Raw genomic sequence first — 26,181 nt, 5'->3', positions numbered from 1 at the left:
ACACGATGTAAATTAAATAAGATGTCGTAGCACGATATATCGAGCCTCAGCCACTGTCTACAAGGAGAGTCCTCATGAGCGAGTCCGAAGATGTAAACGGCGCCAGCAGTATCCACCGAAGGGGGATCCTGAAGGCAGGGGCCGCGGCGGCAGCCGGTGCGCTGCTTCCCGGCATGGCGATGGCCGACGACTATCCGGCACTGGCCAACTACCCCGCAGGCGTCGCCGGCGACAGCGTGTTTGTCGGCCTGCCGGTCGACCTCACCGGCCCGTATTCGGCCGAGGGCGCGGACGAGCGGCGCGGCTACGAGCTCGCGGCAGAACAGCTCAACGCCGGCCATCCGAACGTGCTCAAGATCTCCCCGCTCACCAAGAAGGGCGTGCTCGGCAAGAAGATCGTGCTCGGCGTGGCCGATGCCGAGACCAAGCCCAACACCGCGGTGCAGGCGGCCACCCGCTTCATCCACGAGAACAAGGCGATGATGATCAGCGGCAGCGTCAGCAGCGCCGTCGCCATCGCATTGCAGAAGGTGTGCGACCGCGAGAAGACCATCTACCTCGCGGCCATCAGCGGCTCCAACGAAACCACCGGCGTCGACTGCCAGCGCTACGGCTTTCGCCTCTGCCATTACGCCTACTCCGCGGCCAAGGCGATCTCGCCGGTGCTCGGCCAGTCGCTCGGCAAGAACCGCAAGGCGGTGTACCTCGTGCCCGACTACACCTACGGCCACACCACGCACGACTCGATGGTCGAGTTCACCGCCAAGGAAGGCTGGAAAGAGGTCGGCCAGCAGGTCCATCCGCTGGGCGCCAAGGACTACAGCTCCTACCTCATCAACATCGCCAACAGCGGCGCCGACACGCTGGTCGTGATCGACTACGGCCTCGACGCGGTCAACTCCATCAAGCAGGCCAAGCAGTTCGGCATCCTCGACAAGATGAAGCTGGTCATTCCGTACATGGCGCCCTTCCTCGGCGAGGAGCTCGGCGCCGACATCATGCAGGGTGTCTACGGCTGCATGGGCTTCTGGTGGACGCTGCAGGACAAGTACCCGATCGCGAAGGACTTCGTCTCGGCCTTCGAGGCCAAGTACAAGGACAAGCCGCACGACTCGGCCTACATCGCCTACCTCAACACCGTGCTGTGGGCCGACGCCGTCGAGCGCGCCAAGACCTTCTATGCGCCCGAGGTGATCAAGGCCTACGAGAAGGGCGTCAAGCGCCAGGGCCCGGTCGGCGAGGTCTGGTTCCGCGGCGAGGACCACCAGGGCGTCGTCAACTTCCCGATCGTGCGCGGCAAGAAGCCGGCCGACATGAAGGCCAAGAGCGACTTCTTCGACATCGTCACCGTGGTCAACGGCGCCGATGTGGTTGCGCCGGTGGGATTGCTCGGCTGCAAGCTCGGTTCGTACACCTGATCCGCCCTCCCGCAACCGTCCGTTCCTGAAGGGAGTGCTGGATGCCCAGCATGCCGCTTGTCCTGTCGCAGCTGTTCAATGGCCTGGCTGCGGGCCTGCTGCTGGCATTGATCAGCACCGGGCTGACCATCATCTATGGCACCCTGGGCGTCATCAACTTCGCCCACGGTGCCATCTTCGTGGTGGGCGCCTACGCAGGGCTGATGACCTTCAACGCCACCGGCTCGTTCATCCTCGCGATCGTGGTCGGCTCGGCCGTCACGCTGGTGCTGGGGCTCGTCATCGAGCGCGGCATCGTGCGCCTGTTCTACGGACGGCCGCCGGAAGACCAACTGCTGGTCACCTTCGGCATCGGCATCGTGCTGGTGGAGATCGTGCGCTCCATCTTCGGCGGCATCGGCCTCACGATGCCCGAGCCGGCCTGGGGCCATGGCATCGTCAACATGGGCTTCCTGATCTATCCGCTCTACCGCATGGAGATCCTCGGCATCTCGGCGCTGACGCTGGTGGCGCTCTACATCGTGCTGTACCGCACCCGCCTCGGCCTGATCGTGCGCGCCGGCATCGAGGACGCGCTGATGGTCAACATGCTCGGCGTCAACGTGCAGCGCTCCTTCCTGATGGTGTTCGGCCTCGGCGCGATGGCGGCGGGCTATGCCGGCGTCATCAACTCGCCGATCGTCTCGCTGTCGCCGGACATGGGCGCGCGCATCCTGGTCGATTCCTTCGTGGTGGTCGTGATCGGCGGCGTCGGCTCCTTTCCTGGCGCGATCATCGGCGGCATCATCGCCGGCGAGATCCAGAGCCTGACCTCGATGTTCGATCCGGCCTACTCCGACGTGATGCTGTTCGCGGTGATGGCGCTGGTGCTGATCTTCCGGCCGCAAGGTCTGATGGGGCAGGAGGGACGCGAATGAGCCGCGGCATCCCGACTCCGCCCCTGCGCAGCCGCCTCGGGCCGGAGATCGCAGTGGCGATCGGGCTGGTCATCGCGCCTTTCATCCTGCCCCATCTCGGCATCGGCGCCGACCTGATGGGCCGCATCCTGATCTGGGGCCTGTTCGGCATCGGCTTCGACCTGCTGTTCGGCTACGCGGGGCTGCTGTCCTTCGGGCAGGCCGCGTTCTACGGCGTCGGCGGCTTCGTGACCGCCTACCTGCTGACCGACAACGTCGTGCCGAACATGCTGGTGGCGCTGCTGATCGGCACCGTCGCCGCCGGCATCGCGGGCCTGGTCATCGGCTACCTGACCCTGCGCCGCACCGGCATCTATTTCGCGATGAGCACGCTGGCCTTCGCCGAGATGTTCTTCTTCATCGAGAACGGGCCGCTGCGCGCCTGGACCGGCGGTGAGAACGGCGTCGCCGGCATCCCGCCGCCGGCGGTGGCGATCGGCTCGCTCACGCTGAACATCACGAGCGGCTGGCCGATGTACACCTTCCTCGCGCTCTTCTTCTTCGTCGGCTACCTCATCGCGCGCCGCATCGTGCGCTCGCCCTTCGGCGCGGTGCTGACGGCGATCCGCGGCAACCCGCTGCGCGCCACCGCGCTCGGCCACTCGATCCAGCACTACAAGCTCGCGGTGTTCGTCATCGCGGCGCTCTACGGCGGCGTGGCCGGCGGCCTGCTCGGCGTGTTCCAGAGCTTCATGCCGCCCGACGCCTTCATGCTGGACACCTCGGCGCAGTTGGTGATCCAGACGGTGATCGGCGGTGCCGGCACCCTGCTCGGCCCGCTGCTCGGCGCGACCATCTGGCTCTACCTGTACGAAGGCCTGCAGCACATCCCGAGCATCGGCGCCTACTGGAAGCTGGTGCTGGGCGTGGTCTTCGTGGTGCTGATCACGCTGTTCCGCCATGGCGTCGGCGGCGTGCTCGTGGCCGCGCTCAAGCGCCGCACCGGCACGGCCGAGAACATGCTCGCGCCCGAGGCCGCGCAGGCCGCAGCGACCTCGAACGCGCCCTCGCTCGCCATCGTGGCACCGGCCGCGGCGGCCGCCGGCACGCCGGTGCTCGAGACGCGCGGCGTCACCAAGGCCTATGGCGGCCTGACGGCCGTCAGCGACGTGAGCTTCACGCTGGCCGAAGGCGAGATCCGCGGCGTGATCGGGCCGAACGGCGCCGGCAAGTCGACCTTCTTCAAGATGCTGGCCGGCGAGGTACAGCCGACCCGCGGCCAGGTGTTCATGCGCGGCGCCGAGATCACCGGCATCGGCGTGACCGCGGTGTGCCAGCGCGGCATGAGCAAGAGCTACCAGATCAACCAGCTGTTCGAGACGCTCACCGTGCGCGAGAACATGGTGATCGCGGTGCTCGCCCGCGCACGCGGGCGCTTCAGGCTCGACATGCTGCGCCGGCTGTTCAGGGTGCAGGGCCTGGGCGACCAGGTCGAGGCGGCGATCGGCCTGGTCGGCCTCGGGGGCTCGGCCGCGACGCGCGTGTCCGAACTGTCCTATGGCGAGAAGCGGCGCCTCGAGATCGGGCTGGCGCTGGCCACCGGCGCCAACGTGCTGCTGTTCGACGAACCGCTCGCCGGCCTCGGACCCGAAGAGCGCGTGCACATCGTCGCGCTGCTCAAGTCGATCCGCCAAGGTCGCACGATGGTGATCGTGGAGCACGACATGGACGCGCTGTTCGAACTGGCCGAACGCATCACGGTGCTGTACGAAGGCCGCAAGCTCGCGGAAGGCACGCCCGCCGAGATCCAGCGCGATCCGGCCGTGCAGACCGCCTATCTCGGAGGGCTCGAAGAGCATGAGTCTGCTTGAGATCGACAAGCTCAACAGCTTCTACGGCGACTCGCACATCCTGTTCGATGTGTCGATGCGGGTGGAGGCCAACGAGGTCGTCGCGCTGCTCGGGCGCAACGGCGCGGGCAAGAGCACGACGCTGAAATCGCTGATGGGCGTGGTGCAGGCCAAGTCCGGCACCATCCGGCTCGACGGCCGCGACGTGACCGGCACCGCGCCCTACAAGCTGGCGCGCGCCGGCATCCAGCTGGTGCCCGAGGAGCGCCGCATCTTCGGCAGCCTGACGGTGCACGAGAACCTCGTGCTCGCCGCCATGACGGCCGACAAGCCGCTGTCCTTCGATGCGGTCTACCAGACCTTCCCGCGCCTGGACGAGCGCCGGCGCAACCGCGGCAAGCAGTTGTCGGGCGGCGAGCAGCAGATGCTGGCGATCGCGCGCGCGATGATCCGCGACCCGCGCATCATCCTGCTGGACGAGCCTTTCGAAGGCCTGGCGCCGCTGATCGTGCGCGACCTGATGCGGGTCTGCAAGGGCCTTGCGGAACGCGGCCACACCATCGTCATCGTCGAGCAGAACGTGCATGCGGCGCTGTCGCTCGCGCACCGCTGCTATGTGGTGAACAATGGCCATATCGTCTACGACGGCACGCCCGAGCATCTGCGCACCGAGCGCGATCTGGTCGAAAAATACCTGGGCGTGAAAACCTGAAGCCCGGAGCACCCGCCATGACGCCCACCGCCGCCTGCGTGATCGGACACATCACCGTCAAGGATGCCGCCAGGTGGGCGCAGTACGTGGCCAGCGTGCCGGGCACGCTGGCCGACTGGCAGGCCGAGCTGGTGTTCCGCGGCCAATGCCGCGAGGTGCTCGGCGGCGCGCACGGCCACACCGACACCGTGGTGCTGCGCTTCCCGAGCGTCGAGGCGGCCGAGGGCTGGTTCCGCTCGCCGGCCTACCAGGCGCTGATCCCGCTGCGCCACCAGGCCGCGGACGTCGACCTGATCCTCTGCGCGGCCTGAAGCCGGCGGGCAAACAAATATTTACACACCGGCGCGTCGCGGCGTGTCGATCTCGCCGACGCTCGCACGACGTTCATTCAGAGCCCAGCCTCGTTTCCGGTCGCACCGACCGGAGGGCGGGTTCGCGTTTCAAGGAGCGATGCGATGCGATTCATGGTGATCGTCAAGGCCAACAAGGACTCGGAAGCCGGCGTGATGCCCAGCCAGGACATGCTGACCGAGATGGGCAAGTACAACGAGGAGCTGGTCAAAGCCGGCATCGTGCTCGGCATGGAAGGCCTGCATGCGAGCTCGAAGGGCGCGCGCATGCGCTTCGACGGCAAGCAGCGCACGGTGACCGACGGCCCGTTCAGCGAGACCAAGGAGCTGATCGCCGGCTTCTGGCTGTGGCAGGTGCGCTCGAAGGAGGAAGCGCTCGAATGGCTCAGGCGCGCGCCCTTCGACGGCGGCACCGAGATCGAGCTGCGCCAGGTCTTCGAGGCCGAGGACTTCGGCGCCGAGTTCACGCCCGAGTTGCGCGAACAGGAAGAGCGGCAGCTCGCGCAGATGGCGGCCACGAAAGCGTCGGGCGAGCGCCGTTGATACGGAACAATAGCCTCTTCAATCCGAGCAAGGAGTGACCGACATGCGATTCATGATGCTGATGATCCCCAAGGGCTACGAGAGCGCGACGCCCGGTACCATGCCCGATGCCAAGGCCGTCGAGGCGATGATGAAATACAACGAGTCCCTCAAGCAGGCCGGCGTGCTGCTCGCGCTCGACGGCCTGCATCCGCCGTCGATGGGTGCGCGCGTGAGCTTTTCCGGCGGCAAGCCGAAGGTGACCGACGGCCCCTTCGCCGAGGCCAAGGAAGTGCTCGGCGGCTACTGGATGATCGACGTCGCCTCGAAGGCGGAGGCGATCGCCTGGGCCTCGCGCTGCCCCGGCTCGGAGAACGAGACCATCGAGGTGCGCCAGGTGCAGGAGTTCTCCGACTTCCCGCCCGACGTGCAGAAGGCCGCCGAGGGCTTCGACGACCTGAAGAAGCGCTGAGACCAACGCGTGCCCACCGACGCCGAGATCCACCGCAGCATCAACGCCGTCTGGCGCATCGAGTCCGCCCGGATCATCGGTGCGCTGGCGCGCATGCTGCGCGATGTCGGCACGGCCGAGGAACTGGCGCAGGACGCGCTGGTCGCGGCGCTGGAGCAATGGCCGCGCGACGGTGTTCCCGACAATCCCGCGGCCTGGCTCACGGCCACCGCCAAGCACCGCGCGATCGACCTGCTGCGCAAGCGCACGCTGCATGCGAGCAAGGAAGAGGAGCTCGGCCGCGAACTCGATGCGCAGCACGCGATGGCCGCGGCGGACTTCGCCGAGGCGGTCGATGTCGCGCTCGACGACGAGGTCGGCGACGACCTGTTGCGCCTGGTGTTCACCGCCTGCCATCCGGTGCTGTCGCCCGAGGCGCGCGTGGCGCTGACCCTGCGCCTGCTCGGCGGCCTGAGCACCGACGAGATCGCGCGCTCCTTCCTCGTGCCGGAGTCGACCATCGCGCAGCGCATCGTGCGCGCCAAGCGCACGCTGGCCGCTGCGCGCGTGCCCTTCGAGGCGCCGCGCGCCGACGAACTGGCGGCACGCCTGTCGTCCGTGCTGGAGGTCGTCTACCTGGTGTTCAACGAAGGCTACTCGGCCACCACCGGCGACGACTGGATGCGGCCCGCGCTGTGCGACGAGGCGCTGCGCCTCGGGCGCATCCTGGCCGAGCTCGTGCCGGACGAGCCCGAGGTCCATGGGCTGGTCGGGCTGATGGAGATCCAGGCCTCGCGCGCATCGGCGCGCGTCGATGCGGACGGCGAGCCGATCCTCCTGCTCGAACAGAACCGCAGCCGCTGGGACCAGCTGCTGATCCGCCGCGGATTCGCCGCGCTGGCGCGGGCCGAGAAGCTCGGCGGCGCGCTCGGGCCGTACGCGCTGCAGGGCGCGATCGCCGCCTGCCATGCGCGCGCCCGCACGCCCGAACAGACCGACTGGAACCGCATCGCCGCGCTCTACGACGCGCTGGCCCAGCGCATGCCCTCGCCCATCGTCGAGCTCAACCGCGCCGTCGCACTGTCGATGGCCTTCGGCCCGGCCGCCGGTCTCGAACGGGTCGATGCGCTGCAGTCCGAGCCGCAGCTCCAGGGCTACCACCTGCTGCCGAGCGTGCGCGGCGATCTGCTCGCCAGGCTCGGCCGCCACGCCGAGGCCGGTGAAGAGTTCCAGCGCGCGGCCTCGCTCACGCGCAATGCGCGCGAGCGCAAGCTGCTGCTGATGCGCGCGCTGGCCTGCGCCGGCGGCGCCGCGGCCGACGCGCAGGACTGAAGGGCCGCCCTACTTCTTCGCCATCGCGCCGGTCGCGATCTGGCGCCGCAGCTCCGACAGCTTCGTCTTCATGCGCCGCTCGTTGACCGGCCCCATGCGCACCATCATCTTCTGCCCGGCCGACAGCGCCTGCAGCTGAGGATCGGCGAATTCGTAGCGGACCCAGGGCCGATCGGGCGCCTGGTCGCCCTTGACCTCGGTCAACGTGACGCGGACCGGCCCCGAAGGCTCGGGCGCCTGCAGCAGATGGTCGAGCACCGCCACCAGCCGGTCGTTGAAGTAGCGCCCCGGATAGCCCAGCTCTTCGTAGGCCTGCTGGAACAGCGGATAGAGCCGCGCATAGACCGCCACCGCGCGCGCCGTATCGACCGACTCGGCGAACAACACGAAGGGCGTGTAGCGGCTGCCGTTGTCGGCGCTGATGGTCTGGTTGTCGCCCTCGCCCTGCACGGTGAAGCGCTGCGGCGCCGGGTTCAGCGGCCACACGCGGGCCGGCGCCTGCGCGCGCGGCAGGTTGTCCACGGTGGCGACGAAGCGGCGCACGAAGCCATCGAGCTGCAGGAAGGAGGCCACCGACTTCTTGCCGAGCAAATCGGTGAGCGCGGCGCTGACCTGTGCATCGGCATCGGCCAGCGCGGGCAAGGCGGCGTCGGGCGCGGCCAGCGCGTCGACGGGGTTCTGCGGACCCGACGCGACCGCGGCCGGTGCGGGCGCAGGCGGGTTGTCCGACGGCGGCGCGGATGCGGCCGGCGGCGGTGGCGGCGGTTCCACCTGCCGCTGCGACCCGTACCACCATCCGGCGCCGGCCGCGATCAGCACGAGCACGATGATGACGAAGGTCCAGGGCGAGGACTCGCGGCCCGGCCTGAATTCCGTGGGGTCCCGTTCGGACATGGGGCGTGTTCCTTTCATCGGTTGGCAACGGTCATTGTCCATTGGATACCACTGCGTTTCGCCGCGCCGTAACGCCCTGTGACGCCCAGTGCCTTCACATGCGCGGAATACAATTCCATTGTCATTTTCAGGAGCAGCGCGTTGGCACACATCATCGGCGGCATCGGTACCTCGCATGTGCCCACGATCGGCGTGACCTACGACAAGGGACGCCAGAACGAGCCGGCCTGGGCACCGCTGTTCGAAGGCTACAAGCCGGTGGCGAAGTGGCTCGCCGAACAGCGGCCCGACGTGCTGATCGTGTTCTACAACGACCACGCCAACAGCTTCTTCTTCGATTGCTATCCGACCTTCGCGATCGGCATCGGCGCACTGCACGCGCTGGCCGACGAAGGCGCCGGGCTGCGGCCGCTGCCGCCGATCCCGGGGCATTCCGATCTCGCGGTGCACCTGGCCGAATCGCTGGTCAACGACGAGTTCGACATGACGGTGTTCCAGGACCGCCCGCTCGACCACGGCTGCCATTCGCCGTTGCCGCTGCTGTGGCCGCATGCCGAGGGCTGGCCGGGCGCGATCGTCCCGATCCAGATCAACGTGCTCCAGTACCCGCTGCCGACCGCGCTGCGCTGCTACAAGCTGGGCCAGGCGGTGCGCCGCGCCGTGCAGTCGTACCCCGGCGATCTGCGCGTCGCGGTGGTCGGCACCGGCGGCCTCTCGCACCAGATCCATGGCGAGCGCACCGGCTTCAACAACACCGAGTGGGATCTGCGCTTCCTCGATCTGCTGGAGCACGAGCCCGAGGCACTCACGAAGCTCAGGCACGTGGACTACGTGCGCCTCGGCGGCGCCGAAGGGGCCGAGGTCATCATGTGGCTGGCGATGCGTGGCGCGCTCGCGCCGCGCATTCGCCAGCTGCACCGCAACTACTACCTGGCGACCACCACCGCGATGACGGTCACGCTCTACGAGGAGCTCGCCGCATGAACGCGCAGCTCGAAGGCATCGAGTCGATCGCGGGCACCTACCCCTTCGATCTGAAGGCGAGCCTGCGCACGCTGCGCATCAACCGTTTCTTCTGGCACCTGGCGCGCGCCGAGCATCGCGAATTGTTCCTGCGCGACGAGGAAGAAGCGATGCGCCGCGAAGCCCTGAGCGAGGAGGAGAAGGCGCTGGTGCGCACGCGCGACTGGCTGGGCCTGGTGCGCTACGGCACCAACTTCTTCGTGCTCGAGAAATTCGCGCGCGTGGTGAAGATGAGCAACCTCGAGGTCTACGCGAAGATGCGCGGCGAGAGCTTCGAGGATTTCATGAAGACGCGGCGCGTGCCGGACGCGCGCTGAAGGGCGCGCGGCCTCATCGCCGCGCCGGCTTCTTCAGCGCCGGTCGAGGTAGCTGTCCAGGAATTCGAGCGGCGCGGCATGCCATGCCCGGCCGGTGCCGACGCGGTCGCCGAACTCGATGTGCGCATCCGCGTCCGGTGCATAGGCCGGCCATGCGGCCAGGCCCGGCGCATTGGGATCGCCGCTGCGCGCGAACGCGATCCAGGCCGAGCGCATGGCCTGCGAGACCGCCACGTCGGTCGCGTCGAAGGGCTCCGGCTGCGCGCTGCGGCCGGCCGCGAGATGGCCGAACACGTGCGCGACCTCGTCGCCATGGTGGGGACCGTCGAGCTGCCCGGGCCGCCGCCGCGTGAACACATAGCGCCAGGTGCGCGGCTCGCGCCGGCTCATGGTCTGCGCCAGCAGGCGCGCGCCATGGTTGAACTGCGTGTCGGCGAAGATCCGCGCGATGGCCGCGCGGGCTTCGAAGTCGCTGCCTGCCGGATAGAGCGCCAGCGCTTCCTGCACGGCACCGCCGAAGTTGGCCTCGACCATGCGGCGATAGTCGTCCACCGTATCGATCGGCCAGCTGGCGGTGAGCAGCGTGCCCTCGTCGGCATTGGTGCCGACGATGAGCGGCATTGCGTGGATGCGGCCGGCCTTGAAGGCCGTCCGTTCGTCCTCGGGAATGAGCCAGCCGTCGCAGATCGGCCGCAGCACGCGCGGCGTGGTGAGGCCGCGCACCTTGGGCGAGCACTTCGCGGTCAGCGCGAAGACCTCGGCGGCGCTCAGGCGGCGCAGCGCATCGATGTCCTCGTCGAGGCTGCGGCCGACACCTTCCGCATCAGCCAGCGTGGCCAGCGGACGCCCCGCGCCCGGGCTGTGCAGGATCGCCTGCTGGAACAGGCCCTGGGCCATCGGCGAACTCAGCAGCAGCGAGATCGACGCCGACCCGGCCGAGACGCCGAACACCGTCACGCGCCGCGGATCGCCGCCGAAGGCCGCGATGTTGTCGCGCACCCAGGCCAGCGCCTGCAGCTGATCCAGCAAGCCGTAGTTGCCGGACACGCCCTGCCCCGACTCGCGGCTGAGCGCCGGATGTGCGAGGAAGCCGAACATGCCCGAGCGGTAGTTGAAGCTCACCACCACCACGCCCTCGCGCGCCATCTGCGTGCCCTCGCAGCGCGCATCGGCACCGCTGCCGCCGACGAAGCCGCCGCCGTGCACCCAGACCATCACGGGCAGCGAGCCCGGCGCGGCGCCGGCGGGTGACCAGACGTTGAGGTACAGGCAGTCCTCGCTCATCGAGGGCGCACGCGAGGCCGGCATCGGCGCCTGCGGAAAGTCGGGGCCGAACTCCAGCGCGGGGCGCACGCCGTCCCATGCGGCAGGCGCCTGCGGCGCACGCCAGCGCAGCGCGCCGACCGGCGGCGCCGCATAGGGAATGCCCTTCCAGGCCCGCACGCCGGCCGTGCCGGAGGCCCGGGCACCGGCCACCGTGCCGTCGCGGGTCGCCACGATCAGATCGTCTTGTCGCTCGCTCATTTGAAACTTAATTCCATTCATCAACGACGTCGATGCCCGACGCAGGCACCCGGACTTCAGTGTCCGAGCGAAGGCCCGTGGCCGTGCGGCGCGTCGGCCAGCCGGCGGCGGACTTCGGCCGTCAGCTCCAGCAGGCGTTTGCCGTTGCGCAGCATGGCGTCGGGCGTGTGGGTCTGCGAATGGCCCTGGCAGTTGAACGCCATGATGGTCTGGCCGTCGCCATGGATGAAGGGCACGGCCACCGAGTTGGTGGTCGACCGGAAGGTGCCGGCCGCGATGCAGAAGCCGCGCGTCTGCACCTGACCGGCCGCGTCCTCGAGCTCGTCGTGGAGCTTCGGCCACTCACGCTTGTAGTGCTCGCGCAGCTCCACATAGAACTGCTCGCGCTGCTCGGGGCGCATGCCGGCGATGCAGGCGCGGCCCATGCCGGTGCGCACCAGCGGCACGCGAAAACCGGCGCGCTGCAGGCGATTGGGATTGGCCTCGCCGAGCGCGTATTCCAGGTAGAGCACGCTCATGCCCTCCTGCACGCCGAGGCCCACGTTGGTCTTCGACTTGAGGGCCAGCTCGACCATCAGCGGCCGCGCGACCGGCGGCACCACCTGCCCCGCCAGATAGGGATAGGCCAGCCCCACGACACCGGCCGCGAGTTCGTACTTGCCGAACTCGGGGCGATAGCGCAGGTAGCCCAGTTGCGTCAGCGTGAAGCTCAGGCGCGAGACGGTGGATTTGGGAAGCCCGGTCAGCTCCGCGATCTCGAGGTTGCCCAGGAGCTTGATGTCGACATGGAATGCGCGAAGGATGGCGAGGCCGCGGGCGAGCGCGTTGTTGAAGCGCGGATCCTCATCCTCCGTCTTGATCTGGATGCCTTCGGAATAGTCCGGCTGGACGATCTTGTCTTTTCGACTGGGACGACCCAAGGCCCCTCTCCTTGTTCGGTGGCTGAACGGCGCTGCGAGCGCGGCCGATTCTAGCAAGGGGCCCGCGCGGTCGAGGCTCGGCATCGTGCGGCGCCTTCAGAGGTCGAGCACGAGTTCGCCGCCCAGACTGCCCGAGCAGCAGATCATCATCACGCGGTTGCTCTTTCTTTCTTCGGCGGACAACAGGCTGTCGCGATGGTCCGGCAAGCCGCCGAGCACGCGCGTCTCGCAGGTGCCGCAGATGCCCTGTTCGCACGAGGCCTGGACTTCGACGCCGGCCTCGCGCAGCGCTTCGAGGATCGTCCGGCCCGGTGCGACGGGGATGCTGCGCTTCGAGGCCGCAAGCCGCACGGTGTAGCCGCCCCCGGTGGCACCGGGCGCGACCGGCGCGAAGCGCTCGACATGCACGCAGGCCGGCGGCCGGCCGCCGGCCGCGGCCTCGAAGGCATCGAGCATCGGTGCCGGACCGCAGCAGTACAGATGCGCATCCGCAGGCGCCGCGGCAACGATGGCCGCGATGTCGAGCAGCGCGCCAGCGCTTTCGGCATCGACATGGAGATGCACGCGATCGTCGCCCAGTTCCTCGACGAAGGCCGCTTCCCTGCGCTCGCGCACGCTGTAGTGCAGTTCCCACGAGCGCCCGTCGCGGCGCAGCCGGTCCACCATGCAGGCGATCGGCGTGATGCCGATGCCGCCGGCGATGAAGACCGCCTGCGCCGAGCCTGCGTGCAGCTCGAAGTTGTTGCGCGGCACGCCAACCTCCAGCTCCGCACCGACGCGCAGTACCTCGTGCACGAAGGCCGAGCCGCCGCGGCTCGCGGGGTCGCGCTTGACCGCGACCACGTAGCGTTCACTGTCTTCGGGTGGATTCACCAGCGAATAGGGGCGCACCAGGCCGTTGGCCAGATGCAGATCGACGTGTGCGCCGGGTGTGAAGGCCGGCAGCGGCGCGGCGCCGTCGGGCCGGCCGAACTCGAGGAGGTGAATGCCGTGCGCCGCGTAGCGGATGCCGATGAGGCGCAGTCGCAGCGTTTGCGCCGGTGCGGTGCGCATGCCGGCCTCTACGCCGGGATTCAGTTCCAGACCGCGAAGCACAGACCCGTTCCCGTGCCGGCCGGCGTGCGATAGGCCGGAATGTATTCGAGCGAATCCAGCGCCAGATGCTCGACCGCGCCGGCCATGCAGATCCAGTTGCGGATCTCGGAGTTGCCCGAGTTGAGCTGTCTGCGCGGCAGGTCGTGGAGCGCCTGCGCATCGCGTTCGCGCAGCGCACGGATGATGCGGCCATCGAATTCTTCGTCGATGGTGAAGTGGCTCAGGCCGCCCGAAGCGATCACGCCCACGCGGGCATCGCGCGGCAGGCTTTCCACCGCCCTTCGCAGTTCCTGGCCGAGCCGGTGGCAGCGCTGCGGCGTCGGCTGGTTCGGCGGGTAGTAGGTATTGAGGAAGATCGGCACCACCGGCACCGTCGCGCCGTTGAGCAGGCGGTTGTGCACGAAGCCGAAGGCATGGCCTTCGCCGTAGCCGTCGGCGATCGTGTCGGCCACCGAGACGTCGAACTCGCGCTCCACCAGCTGGCCGATCAGATGGTTCGCCAGTTCGGTGTCGACCGGATAGTCCTTCGGCGTCTCGCGCTCGTAGTAGCGCGCGGCCGCGGCACGCGACCAGTCGGGGCCGGGATGGTTGGTGTGCAGCGGCACGTTGCGGATGCTGTTGCCGTGGTAGACCAGCACCGAGGGCAGGTTGTCGGTGTCGTAGAGCTCTTTCTGATCGTCGCCGACGATGATCAGCGTGTCGAGCTCGGCGCGCCGCAGCACGCCGGCCAGCTTCTCGACCTGCGCCGCCGCGGCCGCATGGCGCTGGGCCAGCACCTCGGGACGCAGCTCGGGCGCGATGCTGTCGCCGGCGATCTTCGCGAGCTCGTCGTAGCTCACCGGATTGCCGGCCTTGTCGAGATGGGCGCGCGCCCGGTCGCGTTCGATGAAGCGGGTCCAGTCCGCGAGGGGCGCATTGAGCATCGGCGTGTGCGACGAACCGATGCCGAGGACGATCTTGGCCATGAGAGGATGCATCCCAGGTGTTTCGATTTTGGAATTATATTCTGTTATTCAACCCCGAACGACACGGACGCCGAGCCGCGCGGCTTGGGTGAAATCCCGTTTGACATCGATTGTTTTTCGGAAGTAAATTCCATTTCTAAAAAGCAGGAGACAAGCCGTGAGTGACTCCACCTCGACGACGCGCCGCACCACGCTCAAGGGCCTCGCGGCCGGCGCATTCTGGCTGGCTGCCGACCGTGCGCTCGCGCAGGACGACAAGGCGGCCATCACGGTGCTGGTCGGCGCCGCTTCGTCGATGGACTTCACGGCCCGCATGATCGCCGACCAGCTGACCGAATCGCTCGGCCGCCCTGCCATCACGCTGAGCAAGCTCGGCGCCGGGCAGCGCATCGCGCTGGCCGAGGCGCGGCACGCGGCGCCCGACGGCCGCACCCTGCTGTTCGCGACCAACGGCCCGTTCTGCATCTATCCGCACATCTACACCCGGCTCGACTACGACCCCGACCGCGACTTCACGCCGATCGCGGGCGTCTCGAACTTCGACGTCGCCGTCGCCACCGGCCCGGCCACCGGCGCGCAGGACATGAAGCAGATGATCGCCTGGGCCAAGGCCAAGGGAAAGGACGCGGTGTTCGGCTCCGCGCCCGGCAATGGCTCGCTGTCGCAGTTCTTCGGCATCTCGATCTCGCTCGCGACGCACACGCCGATGGAGCACGTGCCTTACAAGGACAGCGGCGTGGGCATCATCGACCTGGCTGCGGGCCGGCTGCCGATGATGATCACCGGCTTGCAGCCGCTGGTCGAGATGCACAAGAACGGCAAGATCAGGATCCTCGCCGTCTCGGGCGAACAGCGCTCGCCGCTGGTGCCCGAGGTGCCGACGCTGAAGGAGACCGGCATCAACCTGAGCAGTTCCACGACGACCGGCCTGTTCGGCCCGGCGCGCATGTCGCCCAAGCTGGTCGCCACACTGCACGACGCGCTCGCGCCGATGTTCACCAAGCCCGCGACGCTCGAGAAGATGAGGCAGCAGGGCATGACGCCGGCCTACACCGACGGCAAGACGCTCGCGGCCTCGCTGGTGTCGGAGCGAAAGCATTTCGGGATGCTGGTGAAGGCGAGCGGCTACGTGCCGCAGGAAACCTGAGTTCATCCGCAGCACAGGCGATGCGCCGCCCTGCCCCGCTTCACTCCGGCTGGTAGCCGCTCAATTTCACCAGCCGCGCGAATTCGCGGTCCTCGCCGGCCATCAGCGTCGACAAAGCCTGCGCGCTCGACGGCGCCGGCGCGAACAGGAACTTCAGCAGCTTGTCGCGCGCCTCCTGGCCCTGCACCGCAGCCACCGCGGCCGCATTGAAGCGCTGCACGAGTTCCGGCGCCATGCCCGCGGGTCCGTAGACGCCGCAGGTCGTGGTGTTGCTGACGTCGATGCCGCTTTCCTTCAGCGTGGGCACGTCGGGCAGCGAAGGCGAGCGCTGCGCGCCCGACACCGCCAGGATGCGGATGCGGCCCGACCTGTGCATCTCGACCAGCTGGCTCACGCCGGTGATCAGCATCGGCAGCCGGCCGCTGGCCAGATCCACCACCGAGGTGCCGCTGTCCTTGTAGGGCACATGCGTGAACTGGATCCCGGTCGCGATGCCCGTGGCGATGCCGACGAAATGCGACAGCGAGCCATTGCCCGGCGAGCCGAAGGCCGCGAGCGACTTGTCGCTGCGCGCCATCGCCAGTTGCTGCTGAATGGTCGTCGCATGCGTCAGCGGACCGCTGGCGATGCCGACGTCGAAGGAGGCCACCGCACCGATCGGCGTGAAGTCCTTGACCGGGTCGTAGTCGAGCTTCTTGTAGATGTGCGGATAGATGGTGAAAGGCCCGGTGGTGCACAGGATGAGCGTGCGCCCGTCCGGCGCCGCACGCTTGAGCTCGCCGAGCGCGATGCGCTGGCCGGCGCCCGGCTTGTTGTCCACCACCACCGGGCGGCCCAGCGCCTCGCGCATGCTGTCGGCCACCAGGCGCGCGGTGAAGTCGTTGCCCGAGCCGGCCGAGATGCCGCACAGCATGCGGATCGGCGACTTGTCGTCCTCGGCGCGCGCGCCGCCGGCCGCGAGTGCCAGTGCACCCGCGCCCAAAGCGCGCAAGGCCTCGCGGCGCCCGCGGCTTTCGGGGTCTTCGTGCGACACGGCCGACTACTTCGCCATCGCCGATTCGGCCGGCACCTTGGGCGCCTTGGGCGCGCGCTGCGCGGTGCGCATCATGTCGGCATAAGCCTTCTGCCAATCGACCGACTGGTGCATCTCGAAGTAGCCGCTGCGCGCCGCCATCATGACCTCGGGCGTGGCGATGCCCGGCGCCGGCGCGCCGTCGCGAAAGGCGCGCGCGGCCTGCAGCGCGCGGCGCCGCGTGCGGGCGATCATCAGGTCGCCGGGGCCGAGGTGTTCCTTCGAATGGTCGGTGATCGGCCCCATGCTCTCGGTCACGGCCTGGTCCTGCGAACCGATGTGGTCGATGCCCGAATAGATGCGGCCGGTGCGCTGCGCTTCGCGGTCGATCAGCCAGTCGTTCGACTCGTTGGCCTTGATGCGGTAGCGGCCCAGCCACTCGGTGGAGACCGGCAGGAAATCCGGCTGCGGCTTGGAGCCGGCCAGCGGCTTGCCGTCCTTCAGCGGCGCGCCGCTGCCGGGCATGCTGCTGCGCTGGCGCCAGAAGATCATCATCACGTGCTCGTCGTCCAGCGGCACCCAGGCGCGGGCCTGGATGTTGCGCGGGAATTCGCCCTGCGGCGTCTGCGTCCAGAACGGGAACATGTAGTTGGCGAAGCGCCAGTAGATGGTCTCGGGCCGCACGGTGCGGTAGGCGCCGTAGGTGGTGCCCCAGGGCGTGTCCTGCACGTGGTATTCGGGTGCGCGCTCGCTCGCCGTGTGCTGCAGCGGATGGCCTTCGGGCACGTTGTCCGGATCGAGGTGGCCGACGTGCAGGAAGCCGAAGTGCGAAGTGTCGATGTCGCCTTCCAGCGCCTGCATCCAGTTGCAGGCGCGCTGCATGAAGAACAGATCCACCTCGTGCTCTTCGAGCAGCGTGGCCTCGACCATCGGCATCGGCGGCGGCGCGTCCTGGTGCTCGCCCATGTAGACCCAGAGGATGCCGTTGCGGTCGACCGCCTTGTAGGCGCGCGCCTTCACCTTCTCCTTGAAGTCCTGGCTCGGCGGCACGCTGGGCATGTCGACGCAGTTGCCGTCGACATCGAACTTCCAGCCGTGGTAGATGCAGCGGATGCCGTCTTCCTCGTTGCGCCCCAGCACCAGCGACGCGCAGCGGTGCGGGCACTGGTGGTCCATCACGCCGACGCGGCCGCTGCTGTCGCGGAACGCAACCAGTTTCTCGCCCAGCAGCAGCAGACGCATCGGCGTACCGTCGACGCCGAGCTCGCTCGACTTGGCCGCCGGTATCCAGTACTGGCGCATGAAGTTGCCCATCACCGTGCCCGGACCGACCCGGGTCAGTTCCTCGCTGTCTTTGCCTGCCTTCATATCCGCTCCATGTGAGTTGAGAAAAGAAAAAATCAGTTCGGCACCGTGCCGCGCACCAGCCGGATCTGGTCGACCTGCCCCGCCGGACCGAGGCCCGCATAGCCTTCGACCCGGTCCAGGTCCACCAGCACCACCACGCCGAGCATCGCGAAATCGTGGCCGCGCTCGGCCTCGGGCGATGCATCGAAGACGCGCCGGCGATCGCTCCCGAGATCGCTCACGCGCGCACGGCCCTGGAAGTTGTAGGTCGCCTTGGTCTCCTCGTTGCGGTAGACCAGCGCCAGCTTCGGGTTGTGGCGGATCGCACGGATGAAGGCGCCGTCGGGGCTGCGGATCCACATCGCGAGTTGGTCGTCGCCGTAAGCCTGCACCGAGCCGCGAAAGCTCAGCACCGGCTGGCCTTCGGGATCGCTGTAGGCGACCAGCATCGGATGGCGCTCGACCAGCGCGTGGTCGATCATTCGCTTGAGCGACGCCGGCAGCACGAGCGGCTGCGCATCGGGCGGTGGCGGTGGGGTGCGCTGTTGCTGCACCAGCGCGATCGCATCGCCGTCGAAGCCGAGCGTGACGACCAGGCCGCGATCGCGCTCGCCGGGGCGCCGCTCGCCGACAAGACGCACCACGCTGTCCACCACCGGCTGCGGCGCCTGCCATTGCAGACGGCGCGACAGCTCGCCATTCGCGCCCTGCCGCAGTTCGTCGATCACCGCGGCCGTGCCGTCCACGGTCTTGCCCAGGCGCATCAGGCGAACGTCCGGATGGAGCAAGGGCATCAGCGCGTCGGCCCCAGTGCCCTGCGGCGCGGCCAGCGCGTCCAGAAAGCGCTGCGCCGTCGTCATGCGTGCATCGCTCATCACAGCGCCTCCGGCACGTAGCCGCTGGCCTTCACCAGGGCCGCGTAGCGCTTGCGCTCGCCCGCCAGCGAGGCCGCGAGCTGGCTGCCATTCATCGGCGAAGGCGCCATGCCCTGCCCGATCATCTTGTCGCGCATGTCGGCCTTCTGCAGCATCGGCATCACCGCACCGTAGAGACGCTCCACCATGTCGCGCGGCATCTTCGCGGGCGCATAGAGGCCGGCGGAGTTCTGGATGGTGATGTCGAGGCCGGACTCCTTCAGCGTCGGCACCTCGGGCACGAGGGGCGATCGCTGCTCGCCCGACACCGCGAGCAGGCGGATCTTGCCGGACTTGTGCATCTCGACCAACGGACTCGTGCCGGTGATCATGATCGGCAGCCGGCCGGCCGCCAGGTCGACGATGCCGACGCCGCTGTCCTTGTACTGCACCGGCGTCATCGGCACGCCGCTGGCCAGCGCCATGGCGATGCCGGCGAAGTGCGACGACGAGCCCGCGCCGGGCGCCGCGCCGTAGACGACGCTGGCGCCTTCCTGGGTTCGGGTCTTGGCCCAGCCGATGAGTTGGTGGATGTCGGTGACGCCGGTCGACGGCCCGGTGGCGATCCCGACATCGAACCAGCAGACGCCTGCGATCGGCGTGAAGTCGGTCACGGGGTCGTAGTCCAGCTTGGTGTAGATGTTCGGATAGATCGCGAACGGGCTGCTGGTGGAGAACATCAGCGTGCGGCCGTCGGGTGCCGAGCGCTTGAGCTCCTGCAACGCCACGCGACCGCCCGCGCCGAGCTTGCTCAGCACGATGACCGGGCGGCCCAGCGGCTCGCGCAGCTGTTCGGCAATGAGCCGCGCAGTGAAGTCCATCGACGATGCGGCACCGACCAGCAGCGTGACCGGTGACTTGTCGTCCTGCGCCAGCGCGGGTCCGGCGATCATCGCGGCAGCGCCTGCAGCCAGGCCATGAAGGGTTGCTCGGCGTGTGATCATTGCGGCATGTCTCCAGCGTGGAAGGGTGAATCCAGTGTGTCGAGCAGCGGCCATTCACGGTCCACCGGGAAGACGAAGCCCGGCGCATCGCCGCAGGGCCAGTCGATGCCGAGCGCGGGGTCGTTCCAGCGCAGGCCGCCGGCGAAGGCACGGTCGTTGTAATCAGTGAGCCGGAACACGATTTCGCAATCAGGCTCGAGCGTGCAGAAGCCGTGCGCGAAACCCGGCGGCACATGCAGCTGCCGCCAGTCGCCGGCGGCGAGTTCCACCGCCGCATGCCAGCCATAGGTCGGCGAACCGCGCCGGACATCGACGCACACATCCCAGATGCGGCCGCGCGCGACCCGCACCACCTTGTGCTGCGCGTGCGGCGGCTTCTGGAAATGCAGGCCGCGCACGGTATGGCGCTGCGGATAGAAGGAGGCGTGCTCCTGCACGTAGTGCGATGCCGCGCCGGCCTCGGCGAACGCACGCTCGCTGTAGTAGTAGCTGTAGCGGCCGTTCGCGTCGGCGCTCACATCGGGCGCGATGACGAACAGGCCTGCGAGGCCGAGTGCTTGCGTCTCCATCGTTGCAGCGATGCCTTGTCAATTTGTTATCAGAATATAATTCCATTTTTGAAATTGCGCAACGCGCAGGCACAGCGAAAGCGCCGGGAGCCGGCGCGATCGGCCGCGAGGCACGGGAATGCATGGCTGCCATGGCGCCGCCCGGGCCGGGCCTTTGCGCCATCGGTTCTTTGCCCGATGCGGCACTGGCGGCCGCGATCACGTCGACTGCCGCGGATCAGTTTCCCTGGAACGGAAAGCCGGTCGGCGTCGGAGGCAGATCTTCGGGAGGAGCCGACGAAGACCGCGCCTCCACTGCCACTGCAAGTTGGCGCATGACCTCGTCGGGCGACGCTTCCGCAGCTTGGACCAGCCGATAGATGGCGGCGAAAGCGCCTTCTGGGGCGAGAAGGTTCAGCAGAATGTTCTGGAAACTCTCGCCAAACTCGCGCAGATCTTTCTGTTGATCGGCTGGCAATTGAGCAATGTAGTTCTCGTCGGTGAACAGTGCCGCCGCAAACTGCAGCGCATTCAATTGAGAGAGCACGGCATCCTTCAGTGCCCGCGCGTCTTGGATGAAGAATATTTTTCCGAGCAAGAGATTTTCCAGCGGCACGGACATTGCCGCCATGGACCTGCGGATCGATGAAAGCATGGTCCTCGCGGCCTGCGCCGACGGCATGCGGTAAGGGCCGGCGGGCATCTGCCTGACAAAGGAGTCGGTGATCTTGATGAAGCTCTCGAGTTTTGCCTGGCTTGACTGGCTGATTTGCTGTGCGCGCAATTCACCAGTCTTGACGTGCTGCATCAATTCAGATGTGGGCGCCGAGGACGCCGGGATCGACCGGCCAATATCGCGAAAGACGTGGTGCTTCACGTTGCGGTCGACAATGCGCGGCCCAATGGCGGCCATGAACCCGTTGATCGTGCCTGGGATATCGGACGTGCTGGGCTGTTGCTCCATCTGAGAACGCAAAACATTGATGCGGTCGTGATTGGCAGCAGCAAGCTGCTCACGTCGCGGCGCCGCCGCAGTGGATGACTTGCTGTTCCGGGCGGGGAACAATCCGTCGGCGATCCGCCGACGGACACGACGCACGCGGTCTGCGACATTGGGACGCGCAAGCGCAGGCCCGGGCGTGGTCGACGTCGATGCGGGCGAAGCCGTGGATGGCACAGGAAGAGGCGGAGGGAAATCCAGAGGTGGGGGGACTTCCCCGAACTCCGAGGAGTTCGCGGAAGGCAGAGCGCTGTCGGGCACGCCATCGCCCGGCAATGGCAATGGCAATGGCAATGGCAATGGCAATGGCAATGGCAATGACGACTCAGCCTCCTGCTTGAACGGCGGCGGCGGCACGTCAGAAGGCGGCGCTGGCATCGCCGATCGCAATTGCTGCAAGACCTCTGCCGGCGAAGCTATCGCAGCCTGAGCCAGACCATAGGTGGCCGCGAAGGCCCCATCGGGATCGAAAAGCCTCAGCGCGATCTGCTGGAAACTCTCGCCAAGCTCGCGCAGCGCCATCCGCTGATCTGCCGGCCATCGAGCGAGGTAGTTCTCGTCGGTGAAGAGCTGCGACGCAAACTGCAGCTGGTTCAATTGCGAAAGCATGGTTTGCTCCAAAGCCTTTGCTTTCTGGGCGAATTTGACGGGATCGTCTTCGGACAGGAAAGCGTCAAGCCAGGTAGGCAATCTCTCCGCGAAATCGTCGATCGACCCGAGAAGGCTCTGCGTCGCATCCGCCGCCATGCGGTAGGAGGCAGGCTCGGGGCCGGCAGGCATCTGCTCGATGAACGACTGAGTGACGGCGGCGAACTTCTCGTAGTCCTTGCGGCTGGATGGGCCGATCTTCGCCGCCCGCGATGCGCCGATCTTGATGTCTTCCATCAGCTCAAGCTTTTCCGGGTTTGCGGAGCCGGCGGCTGAACTGCCGGTCCCGGCGCCTGCAGGCAGGCCAGAAGGTGTCTTGAGCGAGTCGCGGATGTCGCTGAAGACGTGCTGCGCCTTCTCGCCAACGAAGTGCAGACCGCTGGTGGCCTGGAATGCATCGATCGTGGCCCGGGTACCGAGCGTGCGGGGCTTGCGTATTTCCGCAGCGTACCGATCGATACCGTCCTGCTGGACTTTGGCGGCGCCTCTGCGCAACGGCTCGATGGGCTGCCTGGCATCGTTGGTTCGGCTGGCGGGGGACAGCTGTCTGGCAAGGCGCTGGCCGACACGACGCACGCGACCTGCGACATTGGGGCGCACAGGCACAGGCGTTGGCAAGGGGGGTGGCGCAACCAAGGGCGGCGAAACAGACGCAGGCGCGGGCGTGGTCGGCAAGGGAGGTGGCGGAACCAAAGGCAGCGTGCTGTTGGCCCGGGGCGCCAGTTGAGGCGGAAGCAAAGGCTGCGTCGGGGTCTCGGGCGGTGGCCGCCGCGGAGGCTGCGTCGGGGTCTCGGGCGGTGGCCTGTTCGGTGTTGGTGTTGGTGTTGGTGTTGGTGTTGGTGTTGGCAATGGTGCCGTGACCGCCGCAAGTCGCTGCTGGATCTCGCCAGGCCATGTCTGCGCCGCCTGCGCCAGACTGTTGACGGTCATGAGTGCGCTCCGAGGATCGAGAAGCTGCAGGACAATTTCCTGCAGTGTCTCGCCGTAGTTGCGCATCGTTTCGCGGAACTCTTCCGGTATGGATGCGAGATACTCCGCGCTGGTGCAAACGTACGCGGCAAACCGCAGGTCGTTCACATGGGTGGTGATGCTTCTGCGCAGTTCCGCCACCGCCGCCGCGAACTGCGCAGGGTCGCCCTCGGCTGCGCTGAACAACTCGTCGATGCGAAGCGACATGTCCGCCATCGTCGTGCCGACCACTGTGAGCATGCTGCTCATCGGTCCGTTTTTCATCGCCTGCGAAACGGCCGCGAGATTGGCGGGCGCCAATCCATTGATGAACGACCGGCTTGCCCTGTCCAGGTCCCCGAGAGCGTCAGCGCGGATGTCTTTGCGGGTGAAGATCTTTTGCGAAAGCCTGGCAGCGTTCTGGATATCCTGCATCAGCTTTTCTTTGCCGGGAATATCACGCAGGGTGGACTTCGTGAGTTCTTCTGTCCGAGCTGATGGATTTGTGGAACGCGCGAGCATGGACAGGGTGTCGTCGAAAAAATTCCATGCTTTGCCGTGAACGAACGCCACATCATTGGCGGCCATGAAGCCGTCGAACGACGACGCGGCGTCGGAGGTGGTCCGCTGCAAGGCCTCGTCGATGCGCTCCTGGATGTGCTTGTTACGGTCCTCAACGTCCATGGCTTGCTCCATGGACATCGCCCGATGGGCGTTGATGATGTCCTTCAAATGAGGCTTGATTTTCGCCAGCCGGACGTTCCCGCCGGAACTGCTGGCTTTCGCCAGCAGCTGGTCGATGCTCGTGATGGCAGTCTGGACGTAGCCGGTGTCCATCATGCGGGCGTTGCGCTTGACTTGCTCGACCAGCGACGCGACGGTGTGAAGAGCGTCATCCCGCTGGGCGGTCCTGCGTACTTCGAGGTCGACCGTTGCGCCGCCGCGGGTCGCTGTCTTGGACCCATTGCCTGAGCCCATCTTGATGGGGGTCAGATACTTCTTGTTCGAATTGACGACACTTTGGAGGTCGGCAACGATGCTGTCGAGACTCTCGACGCGTCTCGCGGGCTTTTGAATGTTCTGCATGGCGTGCGCTCCTCTTGGTCAGGCAGGGAGGGCTCGGTCATTGACTTTCCTGACAATCGATTGGAACGCCGACATGGCTTCCTCGTGCTGGGCAGTCCTTCGTCCCCTGAGCTTGTCCGAGGCCGACTGCAGCGGGTTCGTCTTCGTGCGCGCGCTGAGATAGAGCATTCTCTCGTTCTGAGTCGCGCGCCTGAGGCCCTTGCTCGCATCGGCCTTGATGCTGTGGAGATCCTGGGTGGTAGCGGATGGCTGGATGTTCTGCACCATGTTCACCCTCCTCAGGCACGTGAAGTCAGCTCTGCCATTCCAGGCATGTTCATGCCGAGGTCTTCGCTGGTGACATAGCCCTCCCACCACCGCGTCAGCTCTGCAAAGTGTTCGAGGGTCCCGATGAAATCGCCGCCCCGCACGCTGTCCGCATCCAGTTCGCGGACCAGCAGCAGATCGCCGGGTTCGCCACCCATGCAGATCCTGGCGCCGCCGGTTTCGCGCCACAGGGTGTTGTAGGAAAGCCCGGCCGCGTGGACTTCGGCGGTGCGTTGCGCCGGCGGCTTGCCGATGTCGGCGCTGAGGACGATGCGCGCCGGCTCGTCGGCCCACTCGATCAGCATCGCAACGTCGTTGTCGAAGGCGAGCGCCCAGGTGCTTTCACTGTTCTGGAGCACGGCCGCAATGGCTTCGGATTGCGGCGCCACTTCGCTCAGGCGCTGGCTGACGTATTCAGGATCGAGAAGAAAGGTCACGGACGTTGCCTCCGGCAGATAGGTGGACGCACGCACCTCCACGGATACATGCCTGCCGTGAGTAACGTCAGAGTCTTTTTGGTTCAGTCCTCGCGTCAGCCCGCCTGCATCGAACAGCGCCGGTCTATGCCCAGCGCCCGGCCGGCACAGCCAGGCCCCTTCGTGAAACACCGCGGATCCGGCTTCGCCGGTCCGCCGGTGTTGCCCCCTGCAAGGGGGTGCAGAGCCACACGAAGTGGGCGAGGCCGGGGGGTGAGCTTTATTCCACCGCCTCGGCCTCTTCCCCGGCCGGCAAGTGGATCAGGCCGGTATTGAATTCGTATTCGAACACCTCGCCATAGCGCCCCCACTCGATCGCGGTGCGCAGCACGCGCTCGGCCACGACCGCGTCGAGGCTTTCGCGCAGCAGATCCAGGAAGGGCTCTTCGGGCAGCTCGCCCGACGGGGCCTGCTCCAGGCTGTGGCGGATGTGCGCGGCCAGCGGCACATGGGCCAGCAGCTGCTGGCCGAACAGCTGCTGGCGCAGCGTGTGGGCGCCTTCGACGTAGCGGCGGCCCAGGCTGGTGAGGTGCAGGTCGGCATCGGCCAGCTGCGCGAAGCCGAGCAGCGCGAGCGCCTGCGCCAGCGGCAGCAGTTCGTGGTCGGTGAGCTCGGCTTCTTCGGCCAGCTGCGGCAGGTCGGCGCGTCCGTCGCGGCCGTCCTCCACCAGCATCTCGAGCAAGGCCTCCATGCGGCCGACATCGGCGTCGGGCAGGCGGTCGCTCAGATGCATGTGCACCACTTCGTCGGCCGGGCGGCCGGCGACGGCCACGCTCTCTGTCATGAGCGCATAGACCTCGTCGATCAGCGCCCTCACCTCCAGGCTTTCGACGGCGCGCGGCCGCGGCAGGCGGATCGGCAGCTCGGCGCGCACGCGGCCCGGGTCGGTCGCGAAGATCAGCACGCGGTCGGCCATCAGCACCGCTTCCTCGATGTTGTGCGAGACGATGAGCATGGCCTTGGTCGGCATCTCGCCGCCGCCCCAGAGCTGCAGGATGTCGTCGCGCAGGCGCTCGCCGGTGAGCACGTCGAGCGCCGAGAAGGCTTCGTCCATCAGCAGGACCTCGGGCTCGACCACCAGCGCGCGCGCGATGCCCACGCGCTGGCGCATGCCGCCCGACAGTTCACGCGGCAGCGCGCCCTCGAAGCCCGCGAGACCGATGAGTTCGATCGCCGCCTCGGCCCGCCGTGCGCGCTCGGCCGGCTCGATGCCGCGCGCTTCCAGGCCCAGCTCCACGTTCTGCTGCACCGTGAGCCAGGGAAAAAGCGCGAAGGACTGGAACACCATCGCGATGCCGCGCGCCGGTCCATAGAGCGGTTGCCCGCGATAGCGCACGCTGCCCGCATCGACGCCGATCAGTCCCGCCAGGATGCGCAGCAGCGTCGACTTGCCCGAGCCCGACTGGCCCAGCAGCGCGACGATCTCGCCTTCGGCCAGGCGCAGGTCCACGCCCTCGAGCACCGACCGTGCAGTGCCGTCGGCGGAGCGGAAGGACTTGCCCACCCCCTTGAGTTCAACGATGGCTTCGGCCATGG

At 67.5% G+C, this 26,181-nt stretch carries 25 protein-coding genes; 11 read left to right on the top strand and 14 right to left on the bottom strand.

The window, feature by feature from the left end; genetic code table 11:
• The first annotated feature begins 74 nt into the window (after nucleotides 1-74).
• The 8 genes from WDLP6_RS10670 (at nucleotide 75) to WDLP6_RS10635 (ending at nucleotide 7,531) form a co-directional block, all read left to right on the top strand.
• Complete coding sequence (locus WDLP6_RS10670) at nucleotides 75-1,418, top strand: substrate-binding protein (protein WP_162592309.1); 1,344 nt, start codon at nucleotides 75-77, stop codon at nucleotides 1,416-1,418.
• 41 nt (nucleotides 1,419-1,459) lie between these two features.
• Nucleotides 1,460-2,335 (top strand): branched-chain amino acid ABC transporter permease, encoded by an 876-nt coding sequence (locus tag WDLP6_RS10665; RefSeq protein ID WP_162566974.1) that lies wholly within the window; start codon nucleotides 1,460-1,462, stop codon nucleotides 2,333-2,335.
• Complete coding sequence (locus WDLP6_RS10660; RefSeq protein WP_162592308.1) at nucleotides 2,332-4,185, top strand: branched-chain amino acid ABC transporter ATP-binding protein/permease; 1,854 nt, start codon at nucleotides 2,332-2,334, stop codon at nucleotides 4,183-4,185. Before WDLP6_RS10665 ends, WDLP6_RS10660 begins: the two co-directional genes overlap by 4 nt.
• Entirely contained in the window at nucleotides 4,172-4,876 is a 705-nt protein-coding gene (locus tag WDLP6_RS10655) for an ABC transporter ATP-binding protein (protein ID WP_162592307.1), read from the top strand. Before WDLP6_RS10660 ends, WDLP6_RS10655 begins: the two co-directional genes overlap by 14 nt.
• Nucleotides 4,877-4,893: 17 nt before the next feature.
• The gene (locus tag WDLP6_RS10650; protein WP_162592306.1) at nucleotides 4,894-5,187 is read left to right on the top strand and encodes a DUF1330 domain-containing protein; all 294 of its coding nucleotides are present in this window, start codon (nucleotides 4,894-4,896) and stop codon (nucleotides 5,185-5,187) included.
• 144 nt (nucleotides 5,188-5,331) lie between these two features.
• Nucleotides 5,332-5,769 (top strand): YciI family protein, encoded by a 438-nt coding sequence (locus tag WDLP6_RS10645; RefSeq protein WP_162566970.1) that lies wholly within the window; start codon nucleotides 5,332-5,334, stop codon nucleotides 5,767-5,769.
• Nucleotides 5,770-5,812: 43 nt separating this feature from the next.
• Complete coding sequence (locus tag WDLP6_RS10640) at nucleotides 5,813-6,220, top strand: YciI family protein (protein ID WP_162566969.1); 408 nt, start codon at nucleotides 5,813-5,815, stop codon at nucleotides 6,218-6,220.
• Between the two features lie 9 nt (nucleotides 6,221-6,229).
• On the top strand, nucleotides 6,230-7,531 hold the full coding sequence (locus WDLP6_RS10635; protein ID WP_232077023.1) for an RNA polymerase sigma factor: 1,302 nt from the start codon (nucleotides 6,230-6,232) through the stop codon (nucleotides 7,529-7,531).
• Between the two features lie 9 nt (nucleotides 7,532-7,540).
• Here the strand turns inward: WDLP6_RS10635 and WDLP6_RS10630 are convergent, their stop codons facing one another.
• Nucleotides 7,541-8,425, bottom strand: coding sequence for a DUF3014 domain-containing protein (locus tag WDLP6_RS10630; RefSeq protein WP_162592305.1), 885 nt, complete (start codon nucleotides 8,423-8,425; stop codon nucleotides 7,541-7,543).
• 141 nt (nucleotides 8,426-8,566) lie between these two features.
• On the opposite strand from WDLP6_RS10630, the gene WDLP6_RS10625 reads away from it, so the two are divergent.
• Together WDLP6_RS10625 and WDLP6_RS10620 are read left to right on the top strand one after the other, a co-directional pair.
• The gene (locus WDLP6_RS10625; protein ID WP_162566967.1) at nucleotides 8,567-9,409 is read left to right on the top strand and encodes a gallate dioxygenase; all 843 of its coding nucleotides are present in this window, start codon (nucleotides 8,567-8,569) and stop codon (nucleotides 9,407-9,409) included.
• A complete protein-coding gene (locus WDLP6_RS10620) occupies nucleotides 9,406-9,765 on the top strand; it encodes a protocatechuate 3,4-dioxygenase (RefSeq protein ID WP_162592304.1) in 360 nt (119 codons plus the stop codon). The genes WDLP6_RS10625 and WDLP6_RS10620 overlap by 4 nt, the downstream gene beginning before the upstream one ends.
• Before the next feature lie 33 nt (nucleotides 9,766-9,798).
• Here WDLP6_RS10620 and WDLP6_RS10615 read toward each other — a convergent pair whose 3' ends face one another.
• The 4 genes from WDLP6_RS10615 to WDLP6_RS10600 form a co-directional block, all read right to left on the bottom strand.
• Complete coding sequence (locus WDLP6_RS10615) at nucleotides 9,799-11,289, bottom strand: carboxylesterase/lipase family protein (protein WP_162592303.1); 1,491 nt, start codon at nucleotides 11,287-11,289, stop codon at nucleotides 9,799-9,801.
• Nucleotides 11,290-11,345: 56 nt separating this feature from the next.
• The gene (locus tag WDLP6_RS10610; protein WP_162592302.1) at nucleotides 11,346-12,209 is read right to left on the bottom strand and encodes an IclR family transcriptional regulator; all 864 of its coding nucleotides are present in this window, start codon (nucleotides 12,207-12,209) and stop codon (nucleotides 11,346-11,348) included.
• Between the two features lie 96 nt (nucleotides 12,210-12,305).
• Nucleotides 12,306-13,262 (bottom strand): PDR/VanB family oxidoreductase, encoded by a 957-nt coding sequence (locus WDLP6_RS10605; RefSeq protein WP_162592301.1) that lies wholly within the window; start codon nucleotides 13,260-13,262, stop codon nucleotides 12,306-12,308.
• Nucleotides 13,263-13,282: 20 nt separating this feature from the next.
• Nucleotides 13,283-14,269, bottom strand: coding sequence for a protocatechuate 3,4-dioxygenase (locus WDLP6_RS10600; protein WP_197910154.1), 987 nt, complete (start codon nucleotides 14,267-14,269; stop codon nucleotides 13,283-13,285).
• A gap of 157 nt (nucleotides 14,270-14,426) precedes the next feature.
• On the opposite strand from WDLP6_RS10600, the gene WDLP6_RS10595 reads away from it, so the two are divergent.
• Nucleotides 14,427-15,416, top strand: coding sequence for a Bug family tripartite tricarboxylate transporter substrate binding protein (locus tag WDLP6_RS10595; RefSeq protein ID WP_162592300.1), 990 nt, complete (start codon nucleotides 14,427-14,429; stop codon nucleotides 15,414-15,416).
• A 40-nt stretch (nucleotides 15,417-15,456) separates the two neighbouring features.
• Here WDLP6_RS10595 and WDLP6_RS10590 read toward each other — a convergent pair whose 3' ends face one another.
• The 9 genes from WDLP6_RS10590 to WDLP6_RS10550 all read right to left on the bottom strand — a co-directional run bounded on the left by WDLP6_RS10590 (nucleotide 15,457) and on the right by WDLP6_RS10550 (nucleotide 26,179).
• A complete protein-coding gene (locus WDLP6_RS10590) occupies nucleotides 15,457-16,449 on the bottom strand; it encodes a Bug family tripartite tricarboxylate transporter substrate binding protein (RefSeq protein WP_162592299.1) in 993 nt (330 codons plus the stop codon).
• A 6-nt stretch (nucleotides 16,450-16,455) separates the two neighbouring features.
• A complete protein-coding gene (locus tag WDLP6_RS10585) occupies nucleotides 16,456-17,796 on the bottom strand; it encodes a Rieske 2Fe-2S domain-containing protein (RefSeq protein ID WP_162592298.1) in 1,341 nt (446 codons plus the stop codon).
• A 32-nt stretch (nucleotides 17,797-17,828) separates the two neighbouring features.
• Nucleotides 17,829-18,650: a pyridoxamine 5'-phosphate oxidase family protein gene (locus WDLP6_RS10580; RefSeq protein ID WP_162592297.1), complete on the bottom strand. Its 822-nt coding sequence runs from the start codon at nucleotides 18,648-18,650 to the stop codon at nucleotides 17,829-17,831.
• Complete coding sequence (locus WDLP6_RS10575) at nucleotides 18,650-19,633, bottom strand: Bug family tripartite tricarboxylate transporter substrate binding protein (protein ID WP_232077022.1); 984 nt, start codon at nucleotides 19,631-19,633, stop codon at nucleotides 18,650-18,652. Before WDLP6_RS10575 ends, WDLP6_RS10580 begins: the two co-directional genes overlap by 1 nt.
• A complete protein-coding gene (rfbC, locus tag WDLP6_RS10570) occupies nucleotides 19,630-20,202 on the bottom strand; it encodes a dTDP-4-dehydrorhamnose 3,5-epimerase (protein WP_162592295.1) in 573 nt (190 codons plus the stop codon). The genes WDLP6_RS10575 and rfbC overlap by 4 nt, the downstream gene beginning before the upstream one ends.
• Before the next feature lie 217 nt (nucleotides 20,203-20,419).
• Nucleotides 20,420-23,863, bottom strand: a complete 3,444-nt coding sequence (locus WDLP6_RS10565; protein ID WP_197910153.1) for a hypothetical protein — start codon at nucleotides 23,861-23,863, stop codon at nucleotides 20,420-20,422.
• 18 nt (nucleotides 23,864-23,881) lie between these two features.
• Complete coding sequence (locus tag WDLP6_RS10560) at nucleotides 23,882-24,130, bottom strand: hypothetical protein (RefSeq protein WP_162592294.1); 249 nt, start codon at nucleotides 24,128-24,130, stop codon at nucleotides 23,882-23,884.
• 11 nt (nucleotides 24,131-24,141) lie between these two features.
• Nucleotides 24,142-24,648 carry a type III secretion system chaperone gene (locus WDLP6_RS10555; protein WP_162592293.1) on the bottom strand — a complete coding sequence of 169 codons (507 nt, stop codon included), beginning with the start codon at nucleotides 24,646-24,648 and terminating at the stop codon, nucleotides 24,142-24,144.
• 217 nt (nucleotides 24,649-24,865) lie between these two features.
• Nucleotides 24,866-26,179, bottom strand: a complete 1,314-nt coding sequence (locus tag WDLP6_RS10550; RefSeq protein WP_162566957.1) for an ABC transporter ATP-binding protein — start codon at nucleotides 26,177-26,179, stop codon at nucleotides 24,866-24,868.
• Nucleotides 26,180-26,181 lie beyond the last annotated feature (2 nt).

It is taken from the genome of Variovorax sp. PBL-E5 (genome assembly GCF_901827185.1).
Classification (GTDB): Bacteria; Pseudomonadota; Gammaproteobacteria; order Burkholderiales; family Burkholderiaceae_C; genus Variovorax.
This window is presented reverse-complemented; position numbering and strand designations above follow the sequence as displayed.